A 19,552-nucleotide genomic window follows, 5' to 3' on the forward strand; every position below is an offset into this window, starting at 1 on the left:
CGTCGTGGGGCCGCGCCAGGGAACTCCTGGCCTGCCGGCAATGAAAGGTCATTCGTCCAATCACTCCGGCTGGCGACGAGGGAGAATCGTCTCGCCACTGCCGCGGCGATTTTCCCCGCGATCGGCAAAGATTCCCTAAGCTAGAGCCATCCCCGCCCGACGGACCGACCATGAGCGAACCCTTCATCCTCACGCCCCGAGTGGCCCGCCTGCTGCCCTGGCTGGTGGCCATCGCCTTCTTCATGCAGGCCCTGGACGGCACCATCCTCAACACCGCGCTGCCCAGCATGGCCCGCTCGCTGGAAGAGGACCCGCTGCGCATGCAGGGCGTGGTGATCGCCTACCTGCTCACGGTAGCGCTGCTGATCCCCTCCTCCGGCTGGATTTCCGACCGCTTCGGCACCCGCCGGGTATTCCTCTTCGCGATCTTCCTGTTCAGCCTCGGCTCGCTGCTCTGCGCGCTCTCGCCCAGCCTCGGCGCCCTGGTCGGCGCCCGCGTGGTGCAAGGCATCGGCGGCGCGCTGATGATGCCGGTGGGGCGCCTGGTGATTCTGCGCGTGTACCCGCGCACGGAGCTGGTGCGCATCCTCAGCTTCGTCACCATCCCCGGCCTGCTCGGTCCACTGGCCGGACCGACCCTGGGTGGCTGGCTGGTGGAGTACGCCAGCTGGCACTGGATCTTCCTGATCAACCTGCCGGTGGGGCTGGTCGGCTTCATCGTCGCCCTGCGCCTGATGCCGGACCTGCGCGGCGTGCGCGCAACGCGTTTCGACTCGATCGGCTTCCTGCTGTTCGGCGGCGCCATGGTACTGATCACCATCGCCCTGGAGGGGCTGGGCGAGCTGCACATGCCCCACGTGCGCGTGGTCCTGCTGCTGGTGGGCGGACTGGTGCTGCTGGCGGCTTACTGGCTGCGCGCGCTGCGCATCGAAGCGCCACTGTTCCCGCCCTCGCTGTTCGCCACGCGGACCTTCGCTGTGGGCGTCCTGGGCAACCTGTTCGCCCGACTGGGCAGCGGCTCCCTGCCCTTCCTCACGCCCCTGCTGCTGCAGATCGGCCTGGGCTTCTCGCCGTCGCGGGCGGGCATGACCATGATCCCGATGGCGCTGGCGGCCATGGTCATCAAATCGCTGGCGCGACCACTGCTGGACCTGTTCGGCTACCGCAAGCTGCTGGTCGGCAACACGTTGTTGCTGGGCGCGATGATCGCCAGCCTCGGCCTGGTGGACCAGAACACGCCCTACGCGCTGCTGCTGGTGCAACTGGCAGTCCTGGGCGGGATCAACTCGCTGCAGTTCACCGCGATGAACACCCTCTCGCTGATCGACCTGCGCGATGACAACGCCAGCGCCGGCAACAGCCTGCTCTCGGTGGTCATGCAGCTGTCCATCGGCATGGGCATCGCCTGCGCGGCGGCGCTGCTGGGCGGTTTCAACGGCGACCAGGAAAGTGCGCAGGGCGACGTGCTGTCAGCCTTCCACGCGACCTACTTCAGCGTCGGCATCCTCTCGATGCTGGCGGCGGCGATCTTCTTCCAGCTCAATGCCGACGACGGTCGCACCACGCCACGCCGGGTCGAGCCGGAGCATGGCGTCGACGAGCACTGATCAGGGCTTGCAGGTGGGCGCGACGGTCTGGGTCTTCGAGGCGTCCACTGCACCCAGGTGCTCCAGGGTACGGCGGCCGAGGAGCACCGGGTAGTCCAGGGTCTGGCGGTCACGCAGGGTGAACTGCTCACGGTAGACCTTGCCGCCCAGGCACACATCCATCAGCACCACCGGGCTGCGCTCGACGCCGCTCTCGTTCTTGAACTTGAGCACACGCTCGACGCGCCGCTCGAAGGGCAGGCGCTCTTCCTTGCCGGTGGCCGGGTCGGTGAGCATCACGTCGTACTGCACCCAGCGCTCGCCGTTCTTCTTGATCCGGACGATGTTGCGCGCGTCCATCACCGAGGTCTGCGCGCCGGTGTCCAGCTTGGCCTTGAGCGGCGCCTGCTCGGGCATCAGCATGAGCGTTTCCACCCAGCCCCAGGTAGCGGGCTGCGCGGGGGCGTCGGCGGCAAGGACACTGCCCGGAATGAGCAGGCCGGCGAGCAGCAGGCGGAAGGTGAATGGCATGGATGGCGGCTCCGGAAAGGCTATGGCGGCACTATAGGCAATAAAAAACCCCGGATGTTTCCACCCGGGGTTTCTTGGCTGACACCAGGAAGCGTTTAGGCTACCTGTACGCGCTCGGCCTGCATGCCTTTCTGGCCCTGCACGACTTCGAAGGTGACTTTCTGGCCTTCGGCCAGAGTCTTGAAGCCGTTACCTTCGATAGCGCGGAAGTGTACGAACACGTCCGGGCCGCTTTCCGGGGTAATGAAGCCGTAGCCTTTGGTCTCGTTGAACCACTTGACGGTGCCGTTCTGACGATTCGACATGGTGTTCTCCTTGGAACGTATTTTTAAAATTAGCCACGAATGGCCAGGAACTGAGTTGCAAGGAGTTACAAGGAGTCGAGCAGGACGGGGTGGAATAACCGACCGCATCAGGTCACGATCGACGGCGACCCATGCAAACACAGTCCGGAAACTCTACGACAAAAATCTGCGGAAAGCGAATCTCTTGAAAAAACCGCGGATCAGCACCTGGAGAAAATCGGACGAGTGGCCTCAAACCCTTGCCATATCAGCTTCTCAGCCCTCCTGAGGGTGCTCTCCTGCTACACTGCGCGGCCATATGGATTCACCCGGGCTCCCTTCGTGACCACCTCTGCATTTTCCAGCCTCGCGCTGTCGGCCGACCTGCTGGCCAACCTCGACTCTCTCGGCTATCGCGAGATGACGCCGATCCAGGCCGCCGCCCTGCCGGCGGTCCTCAAGGGCCGCGACCTGATCGCCCAGGCCAAGACCGGCAGCGGCAAGACCGCCGCCTTCGGCATCGGTCTGCTCAGCCCGCTGAATCCGCGCTACTTCGGCTGCCAGGCACTGGTGCTGTGTCCGACCCGCGAGCTGGCCGACCAGGTGGCCAAGGAAATCCGCCGCCTGGCCCGCGCCGCCGACAACATCAAGGTACTGACCCTGTGCGGCGGCACGCCTTTCGGCCCGCAGATCGGCTCGCTGGAGCACGGCGCCCACGTGGTGGTCGGCACGCCCGGCCGCATCCAGGAACACCTGCGCCGCGGCACCCTGAAGCTCGATGGCCTGAACACCCTGGTACTCGACGAAGCCGACCGCATGCTCGACATGGGCTTCTACGACAGCATCGCCGACATCATCGGCCAGGCGCCGGCGCGCCGGCAGACCCTGCTGTTCTCTGCCACCTACCCCGAGGGTATCGACCAGCTGGCGGCGAAGTTCCTGAAGAATCCCGAGCGCGTGGAAGTGGAAGCCCTGCACGACGACAGCCAGATCGAGCAGCACTTCTACGAGATCGATCCCAAGCAGCGCCTCGATGCCGTCGTCCGCCTGGTTCAGCATTTCCGCCCGCAGTCCTGCGTCGCGTTCTGCCATACCCGCCAGCAGTGCATGGAAGTGGTCGAGCAGCTCAATGCCCGGAAGATTTCCGCCCTGGCGCTGCACGGCGATCTGGAGCAGCGCGAGCGCGACCAGGTGCTGACCATGTTCGCCAACCGCAGCTGCAGCGTGCTGGTGGCCACCGACGTGGCCGCGCGCGGGCTGGACATTGCCGCACTGGAAGCGGTGATCAACGTCGAACTGTCGCGCGATGCGCAGATCCACATTCATCGGATCGGTCGCAGCGGACGTGCCGGCGAAAAGGGCCTGGCGCTGTCGCTGGTCACCCCCGCCGAAGCCAACCGCGCGCAGGCCATCGAAGACCTGCAGGGTGCACCGCTGAACTGGGAGCGCATCGACTTCCTCAAGGCCAACGACACCCCGCTGCTGCCGCCGATGACCACCCTGGCCATCGCCGGCGGGCGCAAGGACAAGCTGCGTCCCGGCGACATCCTCGGCGCGCTGACCGGCGACGCCGGGCTCAAGGGCACCCAGGTCGGCAAGATCGCCATCTTCGACTTCCAGGCCTTTGTTGCCGTGGAACGCGACATCGCCAAGCAGGCGCTGAAGCACTTCAACGAAGGCAAGATCAAGGGCCGCTCGTTCAAGGCGCGCATCCTCTGACTTCGGCATTCATCTGCAGGAGCGCGCCTTGCGCGCTATCGCGGGCATGGCCCGCTCCTGCAGGGACCTGCGGTGCGGATTTCCGCACTCGACGTCACCAACACCAAGGTCTGTCGCGCTCGCGATAGCCGCGCCCGGGGCGATCCGCTAGTCTGAGCGGCAGACATCCGGAAGTCCCGCACGCGCATGCTCTCCTCCCCACTGCTCCAGTCTCTGCGGCGCCTCTGGGCGCTGGACAAGTTCGCCTACAGCCTGCGGGTGTTCGTCGCCCTCAGCGGGGTCATGCTCGCGTGCTGGCTGCAGGGTCGGCCGGAGCTGGTGATCCCGCTGTTCCTCGGGGTCATCGCCAGCGCCCTGGCGGAAACCGACGACCACTGGCTGGGCCGCCTGCAGGCGTTGCTGGTGACCCTCGCGTGCTTCACCATCGCCTCGCTGGCGGTGGAACTGCTGTTCCCCTACCCGCCGCTGTTCGTCGCCGGGCTCGCGCTCTCGACCTTCGCCATGACCCTGCTCGGCGCCCTCGGCGAGCGCTATGCGGCGATCGCCTCGGCGACCCTGATCCTGTCGATCTACACCATGATCGGCGTCGACCAGCGCGGCGGCACGCCCACCGACTTCTGGCACGAACCACTGCTGCTGGTGGCCGGCGCGCTCTGGTACGGCTTGCTCTCGGTGCTGTGGAACGCACTGTTCGCCAACCAGCCGGTGCAACAGAGCCTGGCCAGACTGTTCCTCGAACTGGGCGAGTACCTGAAGATCAAGTCGACCCTGCTGGAGCCGCTGCGCCAGCTCGACGTCGAAGCCCAGCGCCTGGCGCTGGCGCGGCAGAACGGGCGGGTCGTGGTGGCGCTCAACCAGGCCAAGGAAACCATCCTCGCGCGCCTATCCCACGGCAGGCCGAGCCCGAAGATCAGCCGTTACCTGAAGCTCTACTTCATCGCCCAGGACGTCCACGAGCGCGCCAGCTCCTCGCACTACCCATACAACCAGTTGGCCGAAGCCTTCTTCCACAGCGACGTGCTGTTCCGCTGCCAGCGCCTGCTCAACCAGCAGGGCAAGGCGTGCAAGGCCCTGGCGAAGGCGATCCAGCTGCGCCACCCGTTCGACTACAACGACAGCGAACTGGCCCTGGCCGACCTCAACGCCTCGCTGGAGTACCTGCGCCAGCAGGGCAACCCGGCCTGGCGCGGACTGCTGCGCTCGCTCGGCGCGCTGGCGGCCAACCTCACCACCCTGGACCGCAAGCTCAGCGGCGCGAGCAATCCGGACATGCTCGACGACGAGCAGGACAGCACACTGCTGGACCGCTCCCCCCGCTCATTCAAGGACGCGCTGGAGCGCATCCGCCTGCAGGTCTCGCCGACCTCACTGCTGTTCCGCCACGCCCTGCGCCTGTCGCTGGCACTGGCCGCCGGCTACGGCATGCTGCACCTGATCCACCCGACCCAGGGCTACTGGATCATGCTCACCACGGTATTCGTCTGCCAGCCGAACTACGGCGCCACGCGCATCCGCATGGTGCAGCGGATCCTCGGCACGCTGGTCGGCCTGGTGGCGGGCTGGGCACTGATCGACCTGTTCCCCAACCCGCTGATCCAGTCGCTGCTGGCAGTGGTTGCCGGGGTCGCCTTCTTCGCCACGCGGAGCACGCGCTACACCCTGGCGACGGCGGCGATCACCCTGCTGGTGCTGTTCTGCTTCAACCAGGTGGGCGACGGCTACGGGCTGATCCTGCCGCGCCTGTTCGATACCCTGCTCGGCGCGCTGATCGCCGGCATTGCGGTATTCCTGGTGCTGCCCGACTGGCACGGGCGCAGCCTGCACCGGCTGGTCGGCGGCACCCTGGCGTGCAACAGCCGCTACCTGCGGGAAATCATGCAGCAGTACGCCAACGGCAAGCGCGACGACCTCGCCTACCGCACCGCACGGCGCAACGCGCACAACGCCGATGCGACGCTCTCCACCACACTGTCGAACATGCTGCTGGAGCCCGGTCACTTCCGTAAGGACGCGGAGATCGGCTTCCGCTTCCTGGTGCTCTCCCACACCCTGCTCAGTTACCTCTCCGCCCTCGGCGCGCACCGCAACCAGCTGCCGCCGGACGTCAACGACGACCTCATCGCCGAGGCCGCCGAACGCCTGACCAGCAGCCTCGACGACATCGCCGCGCGCCTCAACGAACGACGCGCGGTGGAAATCTACAGCGACGAGGAAGACGCGCTGGCCAAGCGTCTGGAAGAACTGCCCGAGGAACAGGACGACGCCCACCGGCTGGTGCAGACCCAGCTGGCACTCATTTGCCGACAGCTCACGCCGCTGCGCACCCTGGCGGCGCACCTGCTGAAGAAGGACATCGGCGCGGAACAGATCGAGGCCGCCTGACGTCGAAACCTCCAGCTGCGTTGGAGCGGACTCCGTCCGCGAAACCCTTGTAGGGCGGATAACCCGGAACGGGTTATCCGCCAATGGCACCGCGGCGGATAACGCTGGCGCGTTATGCGCCCTACGGTCCAAGGCCGATACGGTGGGGTAGACATTGAATCTCCTGCAAAGAGACGGAAAGCCCTTTACAGCCCGTGCTCGCGCATCAGCTCGTCGTAGCTGCCGTCCTCGTGCATCTCGCGGATCGCCTTGTTGAACGCCGCTATGATTGCCGCGTGGTCGGGCACATGCCGGCCGACCAGAATGTGCAGGCCATTCTCGGTCAGCGGCACCGGCAGGAATTCCAGCTGGCCCTTGAGCTCGGCGAGGTCGCCATTGAAGTGCACGCGCGCGGTGATCTCGTCTTCCAGCGTCAGGTCCACCCGCCCGGCCTGCAGCATCAGCGCCGCGTTGACGAAGCTGAACACCGGCACCCGCTGCAGTTTCGGATCGTTGTTGAACGCCTCGGAATAGGCATACCCGCGCACCATGGCGATGCGGTACGGGTAGAGATCGGCGAGCTTGGCGAAGGTGATGGGCGAGCCCTGGCGCTTGATCAGGCGTACGCGGTTGACCAGGTAGGGCTCGGAGTACACGGCGAAGGATTCCCGCTCCGGCGAATACCAGGCATCCGCCACCAGGTCGTACTCGCCATTCGCCACGCCGTGCAGCACGCGCGGCCAGGGCACTTCGATGTACTCGCTGGCGTACCCGGCGCGCTTGAGGGCAGCCTGCACCAGATGCACCGCCACGCCGTTGCCGGGCAGTTGGCGATCGGCGTAGGGCGGCCAGCGGTCCGCCGCGATGCGCAGCACTTCCCCGGCCCGCGCCGCGCTGGTAACGCACAGGAACAAGAGGATCAGCAGCAGGCGCAACGGCATCGGGCTTGTCGTCCAGAGAGAAGCTTTCAAGACTAGACGCTGCCCACGGCGTCGCGCCAACCTCAGAACAGCATCGCCGCGCGCAAGCTCATCCCGCCGCCGGTTTCCGGCACCACGGTCACGTTGTAGCGCTCGCTTTCCGAGCCTTCGAGGAACAGGTTGTAGGTGAAGTTGGCGAAGAAGTTGCCCACCGCCATCCCCACCAGCACATCGGTGGGATAGTGCTTGTCGCCTTCCACGCGCGACAGCGCGGCCAGCCCGTCAAGAGTGTAGAGGCCGGCCTTGGCGGTGTAGCGCCAGGTCGGGTCCATGTCGATGTAATCCAGGTTGCGGCGGGTGAAACTGGTGTGCACGGCGGTGACGGCAGTGTGCTTGGACGGGAAGGAGTCGTCGGGAATCCCGTCCGGCCTCTCGCGCCCGGACCATTCCTTGGCTTCCTCGACGAAGCCGGTCACGGCGTAGCGGTCCGCCGCCAGCAGCGTCAGGTTGCGCCCGCGCCAGCTCCACTTCTCCTCGCTGCTCACGTCCTTGGGTGAAGCCACCAGGGCGGTGACGACGCTCAGGCCGGTGGCGAGGTTGAGCATGCGGTCGGCCGCCTGGTTGGCGTCGCCGCCGAAGAACCAGTCGTGGTTGCTCGCCGACTTCTGCCACTGATGGTCCCAGCCACCGGCAGCGATCACCGCCGCGCCGGCCACCGGGGCCCAGACGTCGGCACTGGTGACCGCGCGCTGCGCCGAATCCCCTACCCGATCCCAGCTCATTTGCGGTGCCCCTGCGCAACCGATGAGCGCGGCGCTGACCGCCAGGGTGGCGACTGCCAGCAAAGTCCGATTCATGATGCTCCCCCATGCGCCCGGCCCGCTCCAGGGCAGCGGACGCGTCAATGCATGAGCGGGGAAGGATAGTCCGGTACGTTCCGAAGGCCTCTGCCTTCAGTCATTAATCGGTAACTCTTCGTTTCCTTCAGCGGAAAAAGAAAAACCCCGCCGAGGCGGGGTTCTTCAAATCAGACGGAATCAGCCTTTGAAGACGTCTTCCACCGACTGCAGCGGGTAGTGCTTCGGATACGGCAGGGTCGCCACGCCAGTCTCGATGGCAGCCTTGGCCACGGCATCGGAAACGACGGTGATCAGGCGCTTGTCCATCGGCTTCGGAATGATGTACTCGCGGCCGAACTCGATGGCGCTCACGCCGTAGGCGTCGCACACGTCCTTGGGTACCGGCAGCTTGGCCAGGTCACGCAGGGCCAGGGCGGCGGCGATCTTCATCTCTTCGTTGATGCGGGTGGCGCGTACGTCCAGGGCACCGCGGAAGATGAAGGGGAAGCCCAGTACGTTGTTGACCTGGTTCGGGTAGTCCGAACGGCCGGTGGCCATGATCACGTCGTCGCGGGTGGCGTGGGCCAGTTCCGGCTTGATTTCCGGGTCCGGGTTGGAGCAGGCGAAGACGATCGGGTTCGGCGCCATGCGCTTGAGATCGTCCGGGCTCAACAGGTTGGCGCCGGACAGGCCGACGAATACGTCGGCGCCTTCCAGGGCGTCAGCCAGGGTGCGCTTGTCGGTCTCGGTGGCGAACACGGCCTTGTACTGGTTCAGGTCGTTGCGGCCGGCGTGGATCACGCCCTGGCGGTCGATCATGTAGATGTTCTCGACCTTGCCACCCATGCTCACCAGCAGCTTCATGCAGGAGATGGCGGCGGCGCCGGCGCCCAGGCAGACGATCTTCGCGGTCTCCAGCTTCTTGCCGGCGATTTCCAGCGCGTTGAGCATGCCGGCGGCGGTCACGATGGCGGTGCCGTGCTGGTCATCGTGGAATACCGGGATGTCGCACTGCTCGATCAGCGCGCGCTCAATCTCGAAGCACTCGGGTGCCTTGATGTCTTCCAGGTTGATGCCGCCGAAGGTGATGGAGATGCGCTTGACGGTATCGATGAAGGCCTGCGGGCTCTCGGCGTCGACTTCGATGTCGAACACGTCGACACCGGCGAAGCGCTTGAACAGCACGCCCTTGCCTTCCATGACCGGCTTGGAGGCCAGCGGGCCGAGGTTGCCCAGGCCGAGAATGGCGGTGCCGTCGGAAATGACCGCGACCAGGTTGCCCTTGCCGGTGTACTTGAAGGCCAGTTCCGGATCACGCGCGATTTCGCGCACCGGCTCGGCGACGCCCGGGCTGTATGCCAGCGACAGGTCGCGGGCGGTGGCGGTCGGCTTGGTCAGCTCGACGCTCAGTTTACCGGGGCGGGGTTGGGCGTGATATTCGAGGGCAGCGGTCTTGAGATCAGACATTTGGGCACTTCCGCTTTTGTTGCTTGTTGGACAGACGGGGGTCCGAGCATACGCACAAACCCCGCACCTGCCAAGGTAGCCCAAGCCCCCGCTGTCAAGACCTCTAGCGTACGACTTTCAGCCAGTCGCCAGCTTTTGGCTGACCAGTTGGATACAAGTCATTCAATAAACGTATACGATTTATCGAGTCAGATTCCGGACCGGATTCAGCCTTCGCGAACTGCTCGACAGTCTGCCCGGATTTGACCTGAATGACGGCGATCCGGCGCGGTTGTGCGAGTTTCTGCTCGTCGGCGCGCATCGGCCGGAAGCTGCGGATGACCTGCATGAAGTGGTCGTCTTCGCTTTCCAGCGAGGCGCGACCTTTGACCACACCAATGAACAGGTAGGCGCGGTCCTTCTGGTAGATCACCGCGGCGCGGCGGGCAGGCGAGCCGGGCACCACGCCGGTGGCGACGTCGAGACCGGCTTGCTGGAAACTTTCTTCGTTCGATAACCGCCCGCCAGCGCCCTTGCGCAGGTATTCCGCCGGGGTCAGCTGGCCTTCGCGGGGCACCAGCTTCATGCCGATGTAGGCCTGCTGGTCGGCGGTGTAGCCCACCAGCGCGGTCGGCTGGTTGAGGATGCCCCAGCCCGACGGGTAGGTCAGGGTGAAGTCCAGCTCCGAGTGGTAGAAGCTCTGCCCACGGCGCACGCCACTGGAGGCGGAGTCGCCGAAGGGCATGCCGTCGATGGCCTTCAGGTAGCGCTCGGCGCCGATCTCGTGCTGGCTGTTACCAGCCAGGGCCTGGGCCGGGCCGATGACCTGCTTGAGGCGCTGGTCGTTGTCCGGGTGGGTGTCGAACAACCCGTGGTAGCCGACCGGCTGAGCCGCCTGGCCCTTGCGCGCGGCTTCGTCGCGGGCGAAGTCTTCCTGGTTCTTCAGCACCCGCACCACCTGGATCATGGCGGTGGGGTCATAGCCCGCACGGGCCAGGTACTTGGCGCCCAGGCCGTCGGCCTCCAGCTCCATGTCGCGGCCATAGCCGCGCACGAAGGCGGTGCCGAGCACGTTGGTCAAGTCCGCCGCCGCGCCGACACCGGTGCCGATGGCCACGGCCTGACCGAGGATGCCCCAGGCGCTGGACTGGCTCTGCTGGCGCACGCTGTGGCGCGCGGTGACGTGGCCGACCTCGTGCCCCAGCACGGCGGCCAGTTCCGCTTCGGAGCCCAGGTACGCCATCAGCCCGCGGTGGATATAGATGTAGCCGCCGGGCAGGGCGAAGGCGTTGATGTCAGGGGTGTCGATGACCGTGAAGTGATATTGCAGGTTGGGCCGGTCGCCAGCGCGGGCGACGCGCTCGCCGACCTGCTGAACGTAGGCCTGCAACTTGCCGTCCTCATAGCGCGGATACTGCTGGGCGATCTGCTGGCTGTACTTCTGCCCCATCTCCAGCTCGCTCTGCTCGCTCATCATCACGAAGTCAGACTTGCCGGTGGCCGGGTTGGTGGCGCAGCCGCCGAGAACGCTCAGCAGCGCCAGCAGGGTAAGAATTCCGAACGAGCGCAAGCTCATGGCAATACCTCCATCATCGCCGGGTCGGTCACAGGCAGCATCCAGCGCGCCTGTCCGGGTTTCACGCCACCACGCTCGGCGCGGTCGATGACCCAGCCGCGCGCCTCCACCTGTCGACCCTTGAGATCGCGCAGGGTTGCATCGTCGAAACGCTTCACGAGTCGCGCCTCGATCCGCAGCACCAGCGGGCCATCGAGATCGATCCACAGCCCGCCGCGATTGCGTTGTACCTGCTCGACCCGTCCGCGAACCACTGCGAATCCGCTTTCGTGAAGTTGTTCCGCCGTCTGTACCGGAGAGCGCTTCCACAGACCGAGCCCGGCGCTGCGGGCTTGCCGCTCGGCAGCCTGCTGGCAGACGGTGAGGTCGGTGTTGGGGGCGATAGCTACAAGGTAGCCCAGGCCTTCGGCGAGCAGGCGGGATTCGAGGTTGTTGCCGTGGGCGTCATAGGCGTGGGCCAGGGTGCGGCCGTACTTGTCCTTGCCCTGCTGGCCGGCAACCAGGCCGACCTCGCCGTCATTGGCCGCCACCAGTTGCTGCAGACGGCGCTGGGCGGCGACCGCGAAGGGCTCTTCGGAGCGGCCATGATGGGCCAGTTCCGGGGCGTTGACACCGATCAGGCGGACGCTGCGGCCGTCGGCCAGCTTGAGCGTGTCGCCGTCCACCACCCGCGCCACGCGCACCGTTTCGGCCGACGAAGGCTGCGGGCAGGCAGCGGCGCTGGCGTCCAGGGAAAAAAGGACGGCCATAAAAAAGGCGCCCACGAGGGACGCCTTTTTCGAATTACCGTGAAAAACCATCGTCGGCCTTTCCCGGAAATCGATCTTACTTCTTGCCGCCGAACATGGCGAAGCGCTGGTTGAAGCGGTCGATACGGCCGCCGGTGTCCAGAACTTTCTGCTTACCGGTGTAGAAGGGGTGGCACTCGGAGCAGACGTCCAGGTGAATGCCCTTGCACAGGGTGGAACGGGTCTTGATCACGTTGCCACAGCTGCAGGTAGCTTCGATGTCTTCGTACGCGGGATGGATTTCCGGTTTCATGGTCTCTTCCTCTCGGTGGTGTGCCGCCACCCAGTCTCTGGCAGAAGCCGAGCCACGGTCATCGAGGACCGCGGGCGGGATCTTTTACCGGGCACCGCACGGAAATTAAGGGCGTGGATCATACCAGAGAACGCTTTCAACGCAAGATCAGGCATGACCGACCGTCGCATCGCCCATGCTACCATCCGACGCTCCCCGCCGCCCCGGAATCCGTCGCGTGCCGTCACCGTCCATCCTGCGTCTCGCCCTGCCCTCGCCGCTGCGCCGCCTGTTCGATTACCTGCCTCCGCGCGGGGTCGACGTCGCACGCCTGCAGCCCGGCGTGCGCTTGCGCGTCCCCTTCGGCCGTCGCGAGATGGTCGGCGTGCTGGTGGACAAGGTGGAAAGCTCCGAGGTCCCGGCAGACAAGCTGCGCCCGGCCCTGGCCGTGCTCGACCGCGAGCCGCCGATGCCAGCGCACCTGCTGGAGCTGTGCCGCTGGACAGCGCAGTACTACCAGCACAGCCTGGGCGATACCTTCTCCTGGGCGCTGCCCAACCTGCTGCGCCAGGGCGACCCGGCCGAGGCGCGCCAGCAGCGCTTCTGGCATGCCGAACCCGGCGCCCGCGAGGAAGACCCGCGACTTGCCCGCGCGCCGCGCCAGCGCGAGACGCTGAAGATCCTCAAGCAGCATCCCCATGGTGTCGCCCACGACCTGCTCAGCCAGTTGCAGATCAACAAGGACAGCCTCGACCTGCTGCAGGAAAAGGGGCTGGTCACGCTGGAGGTGCGCGTCCACAGCGTGCCGCCGCACCACGGCCCGTGGCTGGCGCAGGCGGAACTGCCGCTGAACGCCGAGCAGCGCGCCGCCTTCGAGGCCGTGCGCGCGGGCTTCGGCAGCTTCCACAGCTTCCTGCTGGCGGGCATCACCGGCAGCGGCAAGACCGAGGTCTACCTGCAGCTGATCCGCGAGACCCTGGAAGCCGGCAAGCAGGCGCTGGTGCTGATCCCCGAGATCAACCTCGGCCCGCAGACCCTTTCGCGCTTCGAGCGCCGCTTCAACGCGCGCATCGCCCTGCTGCACTCCGCGCTGACCGACCGCGAGCGCCTCGACGCCTGGCTGGCCGCCCGCGACGGCGAGGCGGACATCATCATCGGCACCCGCTCGGCGCTGTTCACCCCCATGAAGAATCCGGGGCTGATCATCATCGACGAAGAGCACGACGCTTCCTATAAACAGCAGGAAGGCCTGCGCTACCACGCCCGCGACCTGGCCATGGTGCGTGCGCGGCTGGAGAACGTGCCGATCCTGCTCGGCTCCGCCACCCCCGCGCTGGAGAGCCTGCACAACGCCCAGAGCGGCCGCTACGGCCTGCTGCGCCTGACCCAGCGCGCCGGCGGCGCGCACCAGCCGAAGTTCCACCGCCTGGACGTGAAGAGCCTGCCGCTGGACTCGGGCATCTCCATGCCGCTACAGCGTTCGATCAAGGAAACCCTGGCCGCCGGCCAGCAAGTGCTGGTCTACCTGAACCGCCGCGGCTTCGCCCCGACCCTGCTGTGCCACGACTGCGGGTGGATCAGCCAGTGCCCGCGCTGCGACGCGCGGATGACCGTGCATCAGGGCAGCGGCGAGCTGCGCTGCCACCACTGCGACCACCGCGAGCGGCCGCCGCGCAACTGCCCGAAATGTGGCACGGTAGACCTGCGCCCGGTCGGCGCCGGCACCGAGCGCGCCGAGGAACGCCTGCGCATCCTCTTCCCGGATTACCCGGTGCTGCGCATCGACCGCGACAGCACCTCGCGCAAGAACGCCATGCGCGACCTGTTCGCCACTATCAATAAAGGTGAGCCGTGCATCCTGGTGGGCACGCAGATGCTCGCCAAGGGGCACCACTTCCCGCGCGTCACCCTGGTGGCGATCCTCGATGCCGACGGCGGGCTGTTCTCCGCCGACTTCCGCGCCAGCGAACGCATGGCCCAGCAGATCGTCCAGGTCGCCGGCCGCGCCGGGCGCGCCGAGGAACCAGGCCGTGTGCTGATCCAGACCCACCTGGCCGACCACCCATTGCTGGTGCAGCTCACCGAGCAAGGCTACTTCGCCTTCGCCGACCAGGCCCTCACCGAGCGCCGCTCCGCCGGCCTGCCGCCCTTCTCGCACCTCGCCCTGCTGCGTGCCGAGGCGCACAAGCCGGGGCAGGCCGAAGGCTTCCTCGACGAAGCCTGTGCCGAGGCCGAACGCCTACAGGCGACCCTCGGCCACGACGTCGACCTCCTCGGCCCGGTGCCAGCGCCCATGGAGCGCCGCGCCGGCCGCTACCGCGCGCAGCTGCTGCTGATGAGTACCGCCCGCGCGCCCCTGCACCGCCTGCTCACGCCCTGGCTGCAAACACTCGAAGGCATGCCCAGCGGACGCCAGGTGCGCTGGTCGCTGGACGTGGACCCGATTGACCTGTTCTGACAGATGCGCCGCACGGATAAAACCCTCCGGGCTTGCGCATCCGTCCTACATTGACTTCCATCAGCCGCGACGGATGGCACAGCGGCGAGACTGATCAAGGAGCGCTCCGCGGTTGGCAAGCCATGCCCGGCCACGGATAATGCGCGGTTCTGAGCCCGATAACCGGTCGCGCGCGCCGGATGCACGCGAGCACGGAGAAAACCATGAAAGACACGATTCGCCACCTGATCCAGCAAGCCCTTGTCAGCCTCACCGAAGACGGCACGCTGCCGGCCGGCCTGACGCCCGACATCCAGGTGGAGAACACCAAGGACCGAACCCACGGTGACTTCGCCAGCAACATCGCCATGATGCTGGCCAAGCCGGCCGGCATGAAGCCGCGCGACCTCGCGACCAAGCTGGTCGCCGCGCTGCCGCAGAGCCCGGAAGTGGCCAAGGTCGAGATCGCCGGCCCCGGCTTCCTGAACTTCTTCCAGGACCAGGCCTGGCTCGCCGCCAGCCTCGACAAGGCCCTGGCCGACGGCCACATCGGCGTACGCAAGGCCGGTGCGGCCCAGCGCGTGGTGGTGGACCTGTCCTCGCCGAACCTGGCGAAGGAGATGCACGTCGGCCACCTGCGCTCGACCATCATCGGCGACGCCGTCAGCCGCGTGCTGGAGTTCCTCGGCGACACCGTGATCCGCCAGAACCACGTGGGCGACTGGGGCACCCAGTTCGGCATGCTGCTGGCCTACCTGGAAGAACAACCGGTGGATGCCCAGGCCGAACTGCACGACCTGGAAGTCTTCTACCGCGCCGCCAAGAAGCGCTTCGACGAGTCCGCCGAGTTCGCCGACCGCGCCCGTGAGCTGGTGGTGAAACTGCAGGCCAACGATCCCAAGTGCATCGCCCTGTGGACCCGTTTCAACGACATCTCCCTGTCGCACTGCCAGAAGGTCTACGACCTGCTGGGTGTGAAGCTGACCATGGCCGACGTGAAGGGCGAGAGCGCCTACAACGACGACCTCGCGCAGGTGGTGGCCGACCTCACCGCCAAGGGCCTGCTGGTCGAGAGCGACGGTGCGCTGTGCGTGTTCCTCGATGAATTCAAGAACGCCGAAGGCGAGCCGCTGCCGGTGATCGTGCAGAAGGCCGGCGGTGGCTACCTCTACGCCACTACCGACCTCGCCGCCATGCGCTACCGCCACAAGGTGCTGCACGCCGACCGCGTGCTGTACTTCGTCGACCAGCGCCAGGCCCTGCACTTCCAGCAGGTGTTCGAAGTCGCCCGCCGCGCCGGTTTCGTCCCGGCCAGCATGGAACTGGAGCACATGGGCTTCGGCACCATGAACGGCGCCGACGGCAAGCCGTTCAAGACCCGCGATGGCGGCACCGTGAAGCTGATCGACCTTCTGATCGAAGCCGAAGAGCGCGCCTACACCCTGGTGAAAGGCAAGAACCCGGACTTCAGCGAGCAGGACCTGCGCCAGATCGCCCACGCCGTCGGCATTGGCGCGGTGAAGTACGCCGACCTGTCCAAGCACCGCACCAGCGACTACAGCTTCAACTTCGACCTGATGCTGAGCTTCGAGGGCAACACCGCGCCGTACCTGCTGTATGCCTACACCCGCGTGGCGAGCATCTTCCGCAAGCTGGGCAAGACCTATGACGAAGTGGGCGGCAGCATCCACCTGCAGCAACCCCAGGAAATTGCCCTGGCCGCGCAGCTGGCGCAGTTCACCGACCTGCTCAACAACGTCGCCGTGAAGGGTGTCCCGCACATCCTCTGCGCCTACCTGTACGAACTGGCCGGCCTGTTCTCCAGCTTCTACGAGCACTGCCCGATCCTCACCGCCGAGGACCCGGCGCAACAGGAAAGCCGCCTGCGCCTTGCCGCGCTGACCGGCCGCACCCTCAAGCAGGGCCTGGAGCTGCTGGGCCTGGAAACCCTGGAGCGCATGTAAGCACCCATGGCGAAGAAGAAACCCGCTCCCAAGCGCGGCGCCAGCCGCTACCAGGCCCCGGCCAAGAAGACGTCGGTCCCCGGCTGGGTCTGGCTGGTCGCAGGCCTCGCCATCGGCGGCTTCATCATGTTCCTGATGAAGCTGGAGCCGGGTCGCAACGACGTCAAACGCGAGAAAGCGGAGGCGCCCAAGACCGTGGTCGGCTCCAACAAGCCTTCCGGCACCGTGCAGCCGCAGCAACCGGCCGCACCGACCGGGGTGAAGCCCAAGTACGACTTCTACACCCTGCTGCCGGGCTCGGAAGTCGCCGTGCCGCCCGAAGCCGTGCCGCCGCCGGCCAAGCCGCAGCAACCGGCGACCGTGGTCGCGACCAAGGAAGAAGCCGAGAAGATCGACACCCAGCGCGCCCTGGCGGCGCTGAGTGGGCAGAATCCGCCGCCGCCCGCGGTGGTCAAGCCGGCAACGCCCGCCACGCCGCCCGCGCCCCAGGTCGCCAGTGCGCAGAAGCAGGCGCTGCCGCAGGCCCCGGCCAGCGACACCGCGCCAGCCAAGCCGACGCCGCCACCGGCGGTGGCCGCAACCCAGTACTACCTGCAGGCCGGCTCGTTCCGCAAACAGACCGACGCCGACCACCTGCGCGCGCAGATCATCATGATGGGCCAGAACGCCCGCGTGGAGTCCGGCACCGTCCGCGACGAAACCTGGTACCGCGTCATGGTCGGCCCCTACGGCGACCGCGCCAAGGCCTCCGCGGCGCAGAAACAACTCGCCGGCAACGGTTTCAGCAACCTGCTGTTACAGCAGCGTCAGACCCGCTGAGCCCCGGCCATTCCAAGGCTTGCGCCGACGGGTGGCGCGCGAAATGCGCGCTACTCGTCCGGCGCAGGACTTGAACCCCGCCTTCCTAGTCCCCATCTGACTCTGCATTCGGGCACATCGCCCCGCTAGTGTGGAGTAAGACCCTTGACCACCATCGTATCTGTCCGCCGCAATGGCAAAGTCGTCATGGGCGGCGACGGCCAGGTTTCCCTGGGCAACACCGTGATGAAAGGCAACGCGAAGAAAGTCCGTCGCCTGTACCACGGTGAAGTACTGGCCGGCTTCGCCGGCGCCACCGCCGATGCCTTCACCCTCTTCGAACGCTTCGAGCAGCAGCTGGAAAAACACCAGGGCCACCTGGTGCGCGCCGCTGTCGAGCTGGCCAAGGACTGGCGTACCGACCGTTCCCTGAGCCGTCTGGAAGCCATGCTGGCGGTCGCCAACAAGGACGCCTCGCTGATCATCACCGGCAACGGTGACGTGGTCGAACCCGAGCACGGCCTGATCGCCATGGGCTCGGGCGGCGGCTTCGCCCAGGCGGCGGCCCTGGCCCTGCTGCAGAAAGGCAGCGACGACATGAGCGCCCGCGAGATCGCCGAGACCGCACTGAACATCGCCGGCTCCATCTGCGTGTTCACCAACCAGAACCTGACCCTTGAGGAGCTCGACAGCGCCGTCTGAGCGCTGTCGTTCCGGAGTAGCACGTCAAATGTCCATGACTCCCCGCGAGATCGTCCACGAACTCAACCGTCACATCATCGGCCAGGACGACGCCAAGCGCGCCGTCGCCATTGCCCTGCGCAACCGCTGGCGGCGCATGCAGCTGCCGGCCGAGCTGCGCGCCGAAGTGACACCGAAGAACATCCTGATGATCGGCCCGACCGGCGTCGGCAAGACCGAGATCGCCCGTCGCCTGGCCAAGCTGGCCAACGCCCCCTTCATCAAGGTCGAAGCGACCAAGTTCACCGAAGTCGGCTACGTCGGCCGTGACGTCGAGTCGATCATCCGCGACCTCGCCGATGCCGCGATCAAGATGCTCCGCGAGCAGGAAGTGCAGAAGGTGAAGTACCGCGCCGAAGACGCCGCCGAAGAGCGCATCCTCGACGCCCTGCTGCCGCCCGCGCGCACCACCGGCTTCGGTGACGAACCGGCGCGCGAGGATTCCAACACCCGCCAGCTGTTCCGCAAGCGCCTGCGCGAAGGCCAGCTGGATGACAAGGAAATCGACATCGAGGTCGCCGACATTCCTTCGGGCGTGGAAATCATGGCCCCGCCCGGCATGGAAGAGATGACCAACCAGCTGCAGAGCCTGTTCTCCAACATGGGCAAGGGCAAGCGCAAGAGCCGCAAGCTGAAGGTCGCCGAGGCCATGAAGCTGATCCGCGACGAGGAAGCCCAGCGCCTGGTCAACGAAGAAGACCTCAAGGCCCGCGCCCTGGAAGCCGTGGAGCAGAACGGCATCGTCTTCATCGACGAGATCGACAAGATCGCCAAGCGCGGCAACGTGGGCGGCGCCGACGTCTCCCGCGAGGGCGTGCAGCGTGACCTGCTGCCGCTGATCGAAGGCTGCACCGTGAACACCAAGCTGGGCATGGTGAAGACCGACCACATCCTGTTCATCGCCTCGGGCGCATTCCACCTGTCCAAGCCCAGCGACCTGGTGCCGGAACTGCAGGGCCGCCTGCCGATCCGCGTCGAGCTGAAAGCCCTGAGCCCGAGCGACTTCGAGCGCATCCTCAGCGAGCCGCACGCTTCGCTGACCGAGCAGTACACCGCGCTGCTGAAGACCGAAGGCCTGGACATCGAGTTCGCCGCCGACGGCATCAAGCGCCTCGCGGAAATCGCCTTCCAGGTCAACGAGAAGACCGAGAACATCGGCGCCCGTCGCCTGCACACCCTGCTCGAGCGCCTGCTCGAAGAGGTGTCCTTCGATGCCGCCGACCTCGCCAGCGAGCACAGTGACAAGGCCATCGTGATCGACGCGGCCTACGTCAACGGCCACTTGGGCGAGCTGGCCCAGGACGAAGACCTGTCCCGCTACATCCTCTAA

Annotated in this window: 16 protein-coding genes; 8 read left to right on the forward strand and 8 right to left on the reverse strand. The window is 66.5% G+C overall.

Annotation, left to right across the window (positions count from 1 at the left end; genetic code table 11):
- The first annotated feature begins 170 nt into the window (after positions 1–170).
- Positions 171–1,607, forward strand: coding sequence for a multidrug transporter subunit MdtD (mdtD, locus tag IB255_RS11515; RefSeq protein ID WP_081519644.1), 1,437 nt, complete (start codon positions 171–173; stop codon positions 1,605–1,607).
- On the opposite strand, the gene IB255_RS11520 is transcribed toward mdtD, so the two are convergent.
- Together IB255_RS11520 and IB255_RS11525 are read right to left on the reverse strand one after the other, a co-directional pair.
- Complete coding sequence (locus tag IB255_RS11520; protein WP_081519643.1) at positions 1,608–2,117, reverse strand: ATP-dependent zinc protease; 510 nt, start codon at positions 2,115–2,117, stop codon at positions 1,608–1,610.
- Between the two features lie 95 nt (positions 2,118–2,212).
- Positions 2,213–2,422 (reverse strand): cold-shock protein, encoded by a 210-nt coding sequence (locus IB255_RS11525; protein ID WP_081519642.1) that lies wholly within the window; start codon positions 2,420–2,422, stop codon positions 2,213–2,215.
- A 321-nt stretch (positions 2,423–2,743) separates the two neighbouring features.
- Between IB255_RS11525 and dbpA the strand changes: the two genes are divergently transcribed.
- Together dbpA and yccS are read left to right on the forward strand one after the other, a co-directional pair.
- Positions 2,744–4,120: an ATP-dependent RNA helicase DbpA gene (gene dbpA, locus IB255_RS11530; protein ID WP_081519641.1), complete on the forward strand. Its 1,377-nt coding sequence runs from the start codon at positions 2,744–2,746 to the stop codon at positions 4,118–4,120.
- Between the two features lie 186 nt (positions 4,121–4,306).
- Positions 4,307–6,502 (forward strand): YccS family putative transporter, encoded by a 2,196-nt coding sequence (gene yccS, locus IB255_RS11535; RefSeq protein ID WP_081519640.1) that lies wholly within the window; start codon positions 4,307–4,309, stop codon positions 6,500–6,502.
- A gap of 185 nt (positions 6,503–6,687) precedes the next feature.
- On the opposite strand, the gene IB255_RS11540 is transcribed toward yccS, so the two are convergent.
- The 6 genes from IB255_RS11540 to rpmE form a co-directional block, all read right to left on the reverse strand.
- Positions 6,688–7,422, reverse strand: coding sequence for a substrate-binding periplasmic protein (locus IB255_RS11540; protein ID WP_081519639.1), 735 nt, complete (start codon positions 7,420–7,422; stop codon positions 6,688–6,690).
- Between the two features lie 62 nt (positions 7,423–7,484).
- Entirely contained in the window at positions 7,485–8,258 is a 774-nt protein-coding gene (locus IB255_RS11545; RefSeq protein WP_192210393.1) for a phosphatase PAP2 family protein, read from the reverse strand.
- 180 nt (positions 8,259–8,438) lie between these two features.
- Entirely contained in the window at positions 8,439–9,707 is a 1,269-nt protein-coding gene (locus IB255_RS11550) for a malic enzyme-like NAD(P)-binding protein (RefSeq protein ID WP_045212856.1), read from the reverse strand.
- 103 nt (positions 9,708–9,810) lie between these two features.
- The gene (locus tag IB255_RS11555; RefSeq protein ID WP_081519638.1) at positions 9,811–11,262 is read right to left on the reverse strand and encodes a M48 family metalloprotease; all 1,452 of its coding nucleotides are present in this window, start codon (positions 11,260–11,262) and stop codon (positions 9,811–9,813) included.
- Positions 11,259–12,011, reverse strand: coding sequence for a thermonuclease family protein (locus IB255_RS11560; protein ID WP_139791638.1), 753 nt, complete (start codon positions 12,009–12,011; stop codon positions 11,259–11,261). Before IB255_RS11560 ends, IB255_RS11555 begins: the two co-directional genes overlap by 4 nt.
- A gap of 76 nt (positions 12,012–12,087) precedes the next feature.
- Positions 12,088–12,303 (reverse strand): 50S ribosomal protein L31, encoded by a 216-nt coding sequence (rpmE, locus tag IB255_RS11565; protein WP_024766509.1) that lies wholly within the window; start codon positions 12,301–12,303, stop codon positions 12,088–12,090.
- Positions 12,304–12,478: 175 nt separating this feature from the next.
- Between rpmE and IB255_RS11570 the strand changes: the two genes are divergently transcribed.
- The 5 genes from IB255_RS11570 (at position 12,479) to hslU (ending at position 19,552) form a co-directional block, all read left to right on the forward strand.
- The gene (locus IB255_RS11570) at positions 12,479–14,740 is read left to right on the forward strand and encodes a primosomal protein N' (protein ID WP_192210394.1); all 2,262 of its coding nucleotides are present in this window, start codon (positions 12,479–12,481) and stop codon (positions 14,738–14,740) included.
- A 203-nt stretch (positions 14,741–14,943) separates the two neighbouring features.
- Entirely contained in the window at positions 14,944–16,683 is a 1,740-nt protein-coding gene (argS, locus tag IB255_RS11575; RefSeq protein WP_081519635.1) for an arginine--tRNA ligase, read from the forward strand.
- A 6-nt stretch (positions 16,684–16,689) separates the two neighbouring features.
- The gene (locus IB255_RS11580) at positions 16,690–17,502 is read left to right on the forward strand and encodes an SPOR domain-containing protein (protein WP_081519634.1); all 813 of its coding nucleotides are present in this window, start codon (positions 16,690–16,692) and stop codon (positions 17,500–17,502) included.
- Between the two features lie 144 nt (positions 17,503–17,646).
- Complete coding sequence (hslV, locus tag IB255_RS11585) at positions 17,647–18,183, forward strand: ATP-dependent protease subunit HslV (protein WP_017520170.1); 537 nt, start codon at positions 17,647–17,649, stop codon at positions 18,181–18,183.
- Positions 18,184–18,211: 28 nt separating this feature from the next.
- Positions 18,212–19,552, forward strand: coding sequence for an ATP-dependent protease ATPase subunit HslU (gene hslU, locus IB255_RS11590; protein WP_045212875.1), 1,341 nt, complete (start codon positions 18,212–18,214; stop codon positions 19,550–19,552).

The organism is Pseudomonas sp. PDM22 (assembly GCF_014851965.1).
Lineage (GTDB): Bacteria > Pseudomonadota > Gammaproteobacteria > Pseudomonadales > Pseudomonadaceae > Pseudomonas.

What these genes read in the sequence shown, in the direction of transcription:
- argS (WP_081519635.1), top strand. Translation starts at nt 14,944, where the DNA reads ATGAAAGACACGATTCGCCACCTGATCCAGCAAGCCCTTGTCAGCCTC.
- hslU (WP_045212875.1), top strand. Translation starts at nt 18,212, where the DNA reads ATGTCCATGACTCCCCGCGAGATCGTCCACGAACTCAACCGTCACATC.
- IB255_RS11560 (WP_139791638.1), bottom strand. Translation starts at nt 12,011, where the DNA reads ATGGCCGTCCTTTTTTCCCTGGACGCCAGCGCCGCTGCCTGCCCGCAG.
- IB255_RS11545 (WP_192210393.1), bottom strand. Translation starts at nt 8,258, where the DNA reads ATGAATCGGACTTTGCTGGCAGTCGCCACCCTGGCGGTCAGCGCCGCG.
- rpmE (WP_024766509.1), bottom strand. Translation starts at nt 12,303, where the DNA reads ATGAAACCGGAAATCCATCCCGCGTACGAAGACATCGAAGCTACCTGC.
- IB255_RS11580 (WP_081519634.1), top strand. Translation starts at nt 16,690, where the DNA reads ATGGCGAAGAAGAAACCCGCTCCCAAGCGCGGCGCCAGCCGCTACCAG.
- IB255_RS11550 (WP_045212856.1), bottom strand. Translation starts at nt 9,707, where the DNA reads ATGTCTGATCTCAAGACCGCTGCCCTCGAATATCACGCCCAACCCCGC.
- IB255_RS11520 (WP_081519643.1), bottom strand. Translation starts at nt 2,117, where the DNA reads ATGCCATTCACCTTCCGCCTGCTGCTCGCCGGCCTGCTCATTCCGGGC.
- IB255_RS11570 (WP_192210394.1), top strand. Translation starts at nt 12,479, where the DNA reads ATGCTACCATCCGACGCTCCCCGCCGCCCCGGAATCCGTCGCGTGCCG.
- IB255_RS11540 (WP_081519639.1), bottom strand. Translation starts at nt 7,422, where the DNA reads ATGCCGTTGCGCCTGCTGCTGATCCTCTTGTTCCTGTGCGTTACCAGC.
- yccS (WP_081519640.1), top strand. Translation starts at nt 4,307, where the DNA reads ATGCTCTCCTCCCCACTGCTCCAGTCTCTGCGGCGCCTCTGGGCGCTG.
- IB255_RS11555 (WP_081519638.1), bottom strand. Translation starts at nt 11,262, where the DNA reads ATGAGCTTGCGCTCGTTCGGAATTCTTACCCTGCTGGCGCTGCTGAGC.
- IB255_RS11525 (WP_081519642.1), bottom strand. Translation starts at nt 2,422, where the DNA reads ATGTCGAATCGTCAGAACGGCACCGTCAAGTGGTTCAACGAGACCAAA.
- mdtD (WP_081519644.1), top strand. Translation starts at nt 171, where the DNA reads ATGAGCGAACCCTTCATCCTCACGCCCCGAGTGGCCCGCCTGCTGCCC.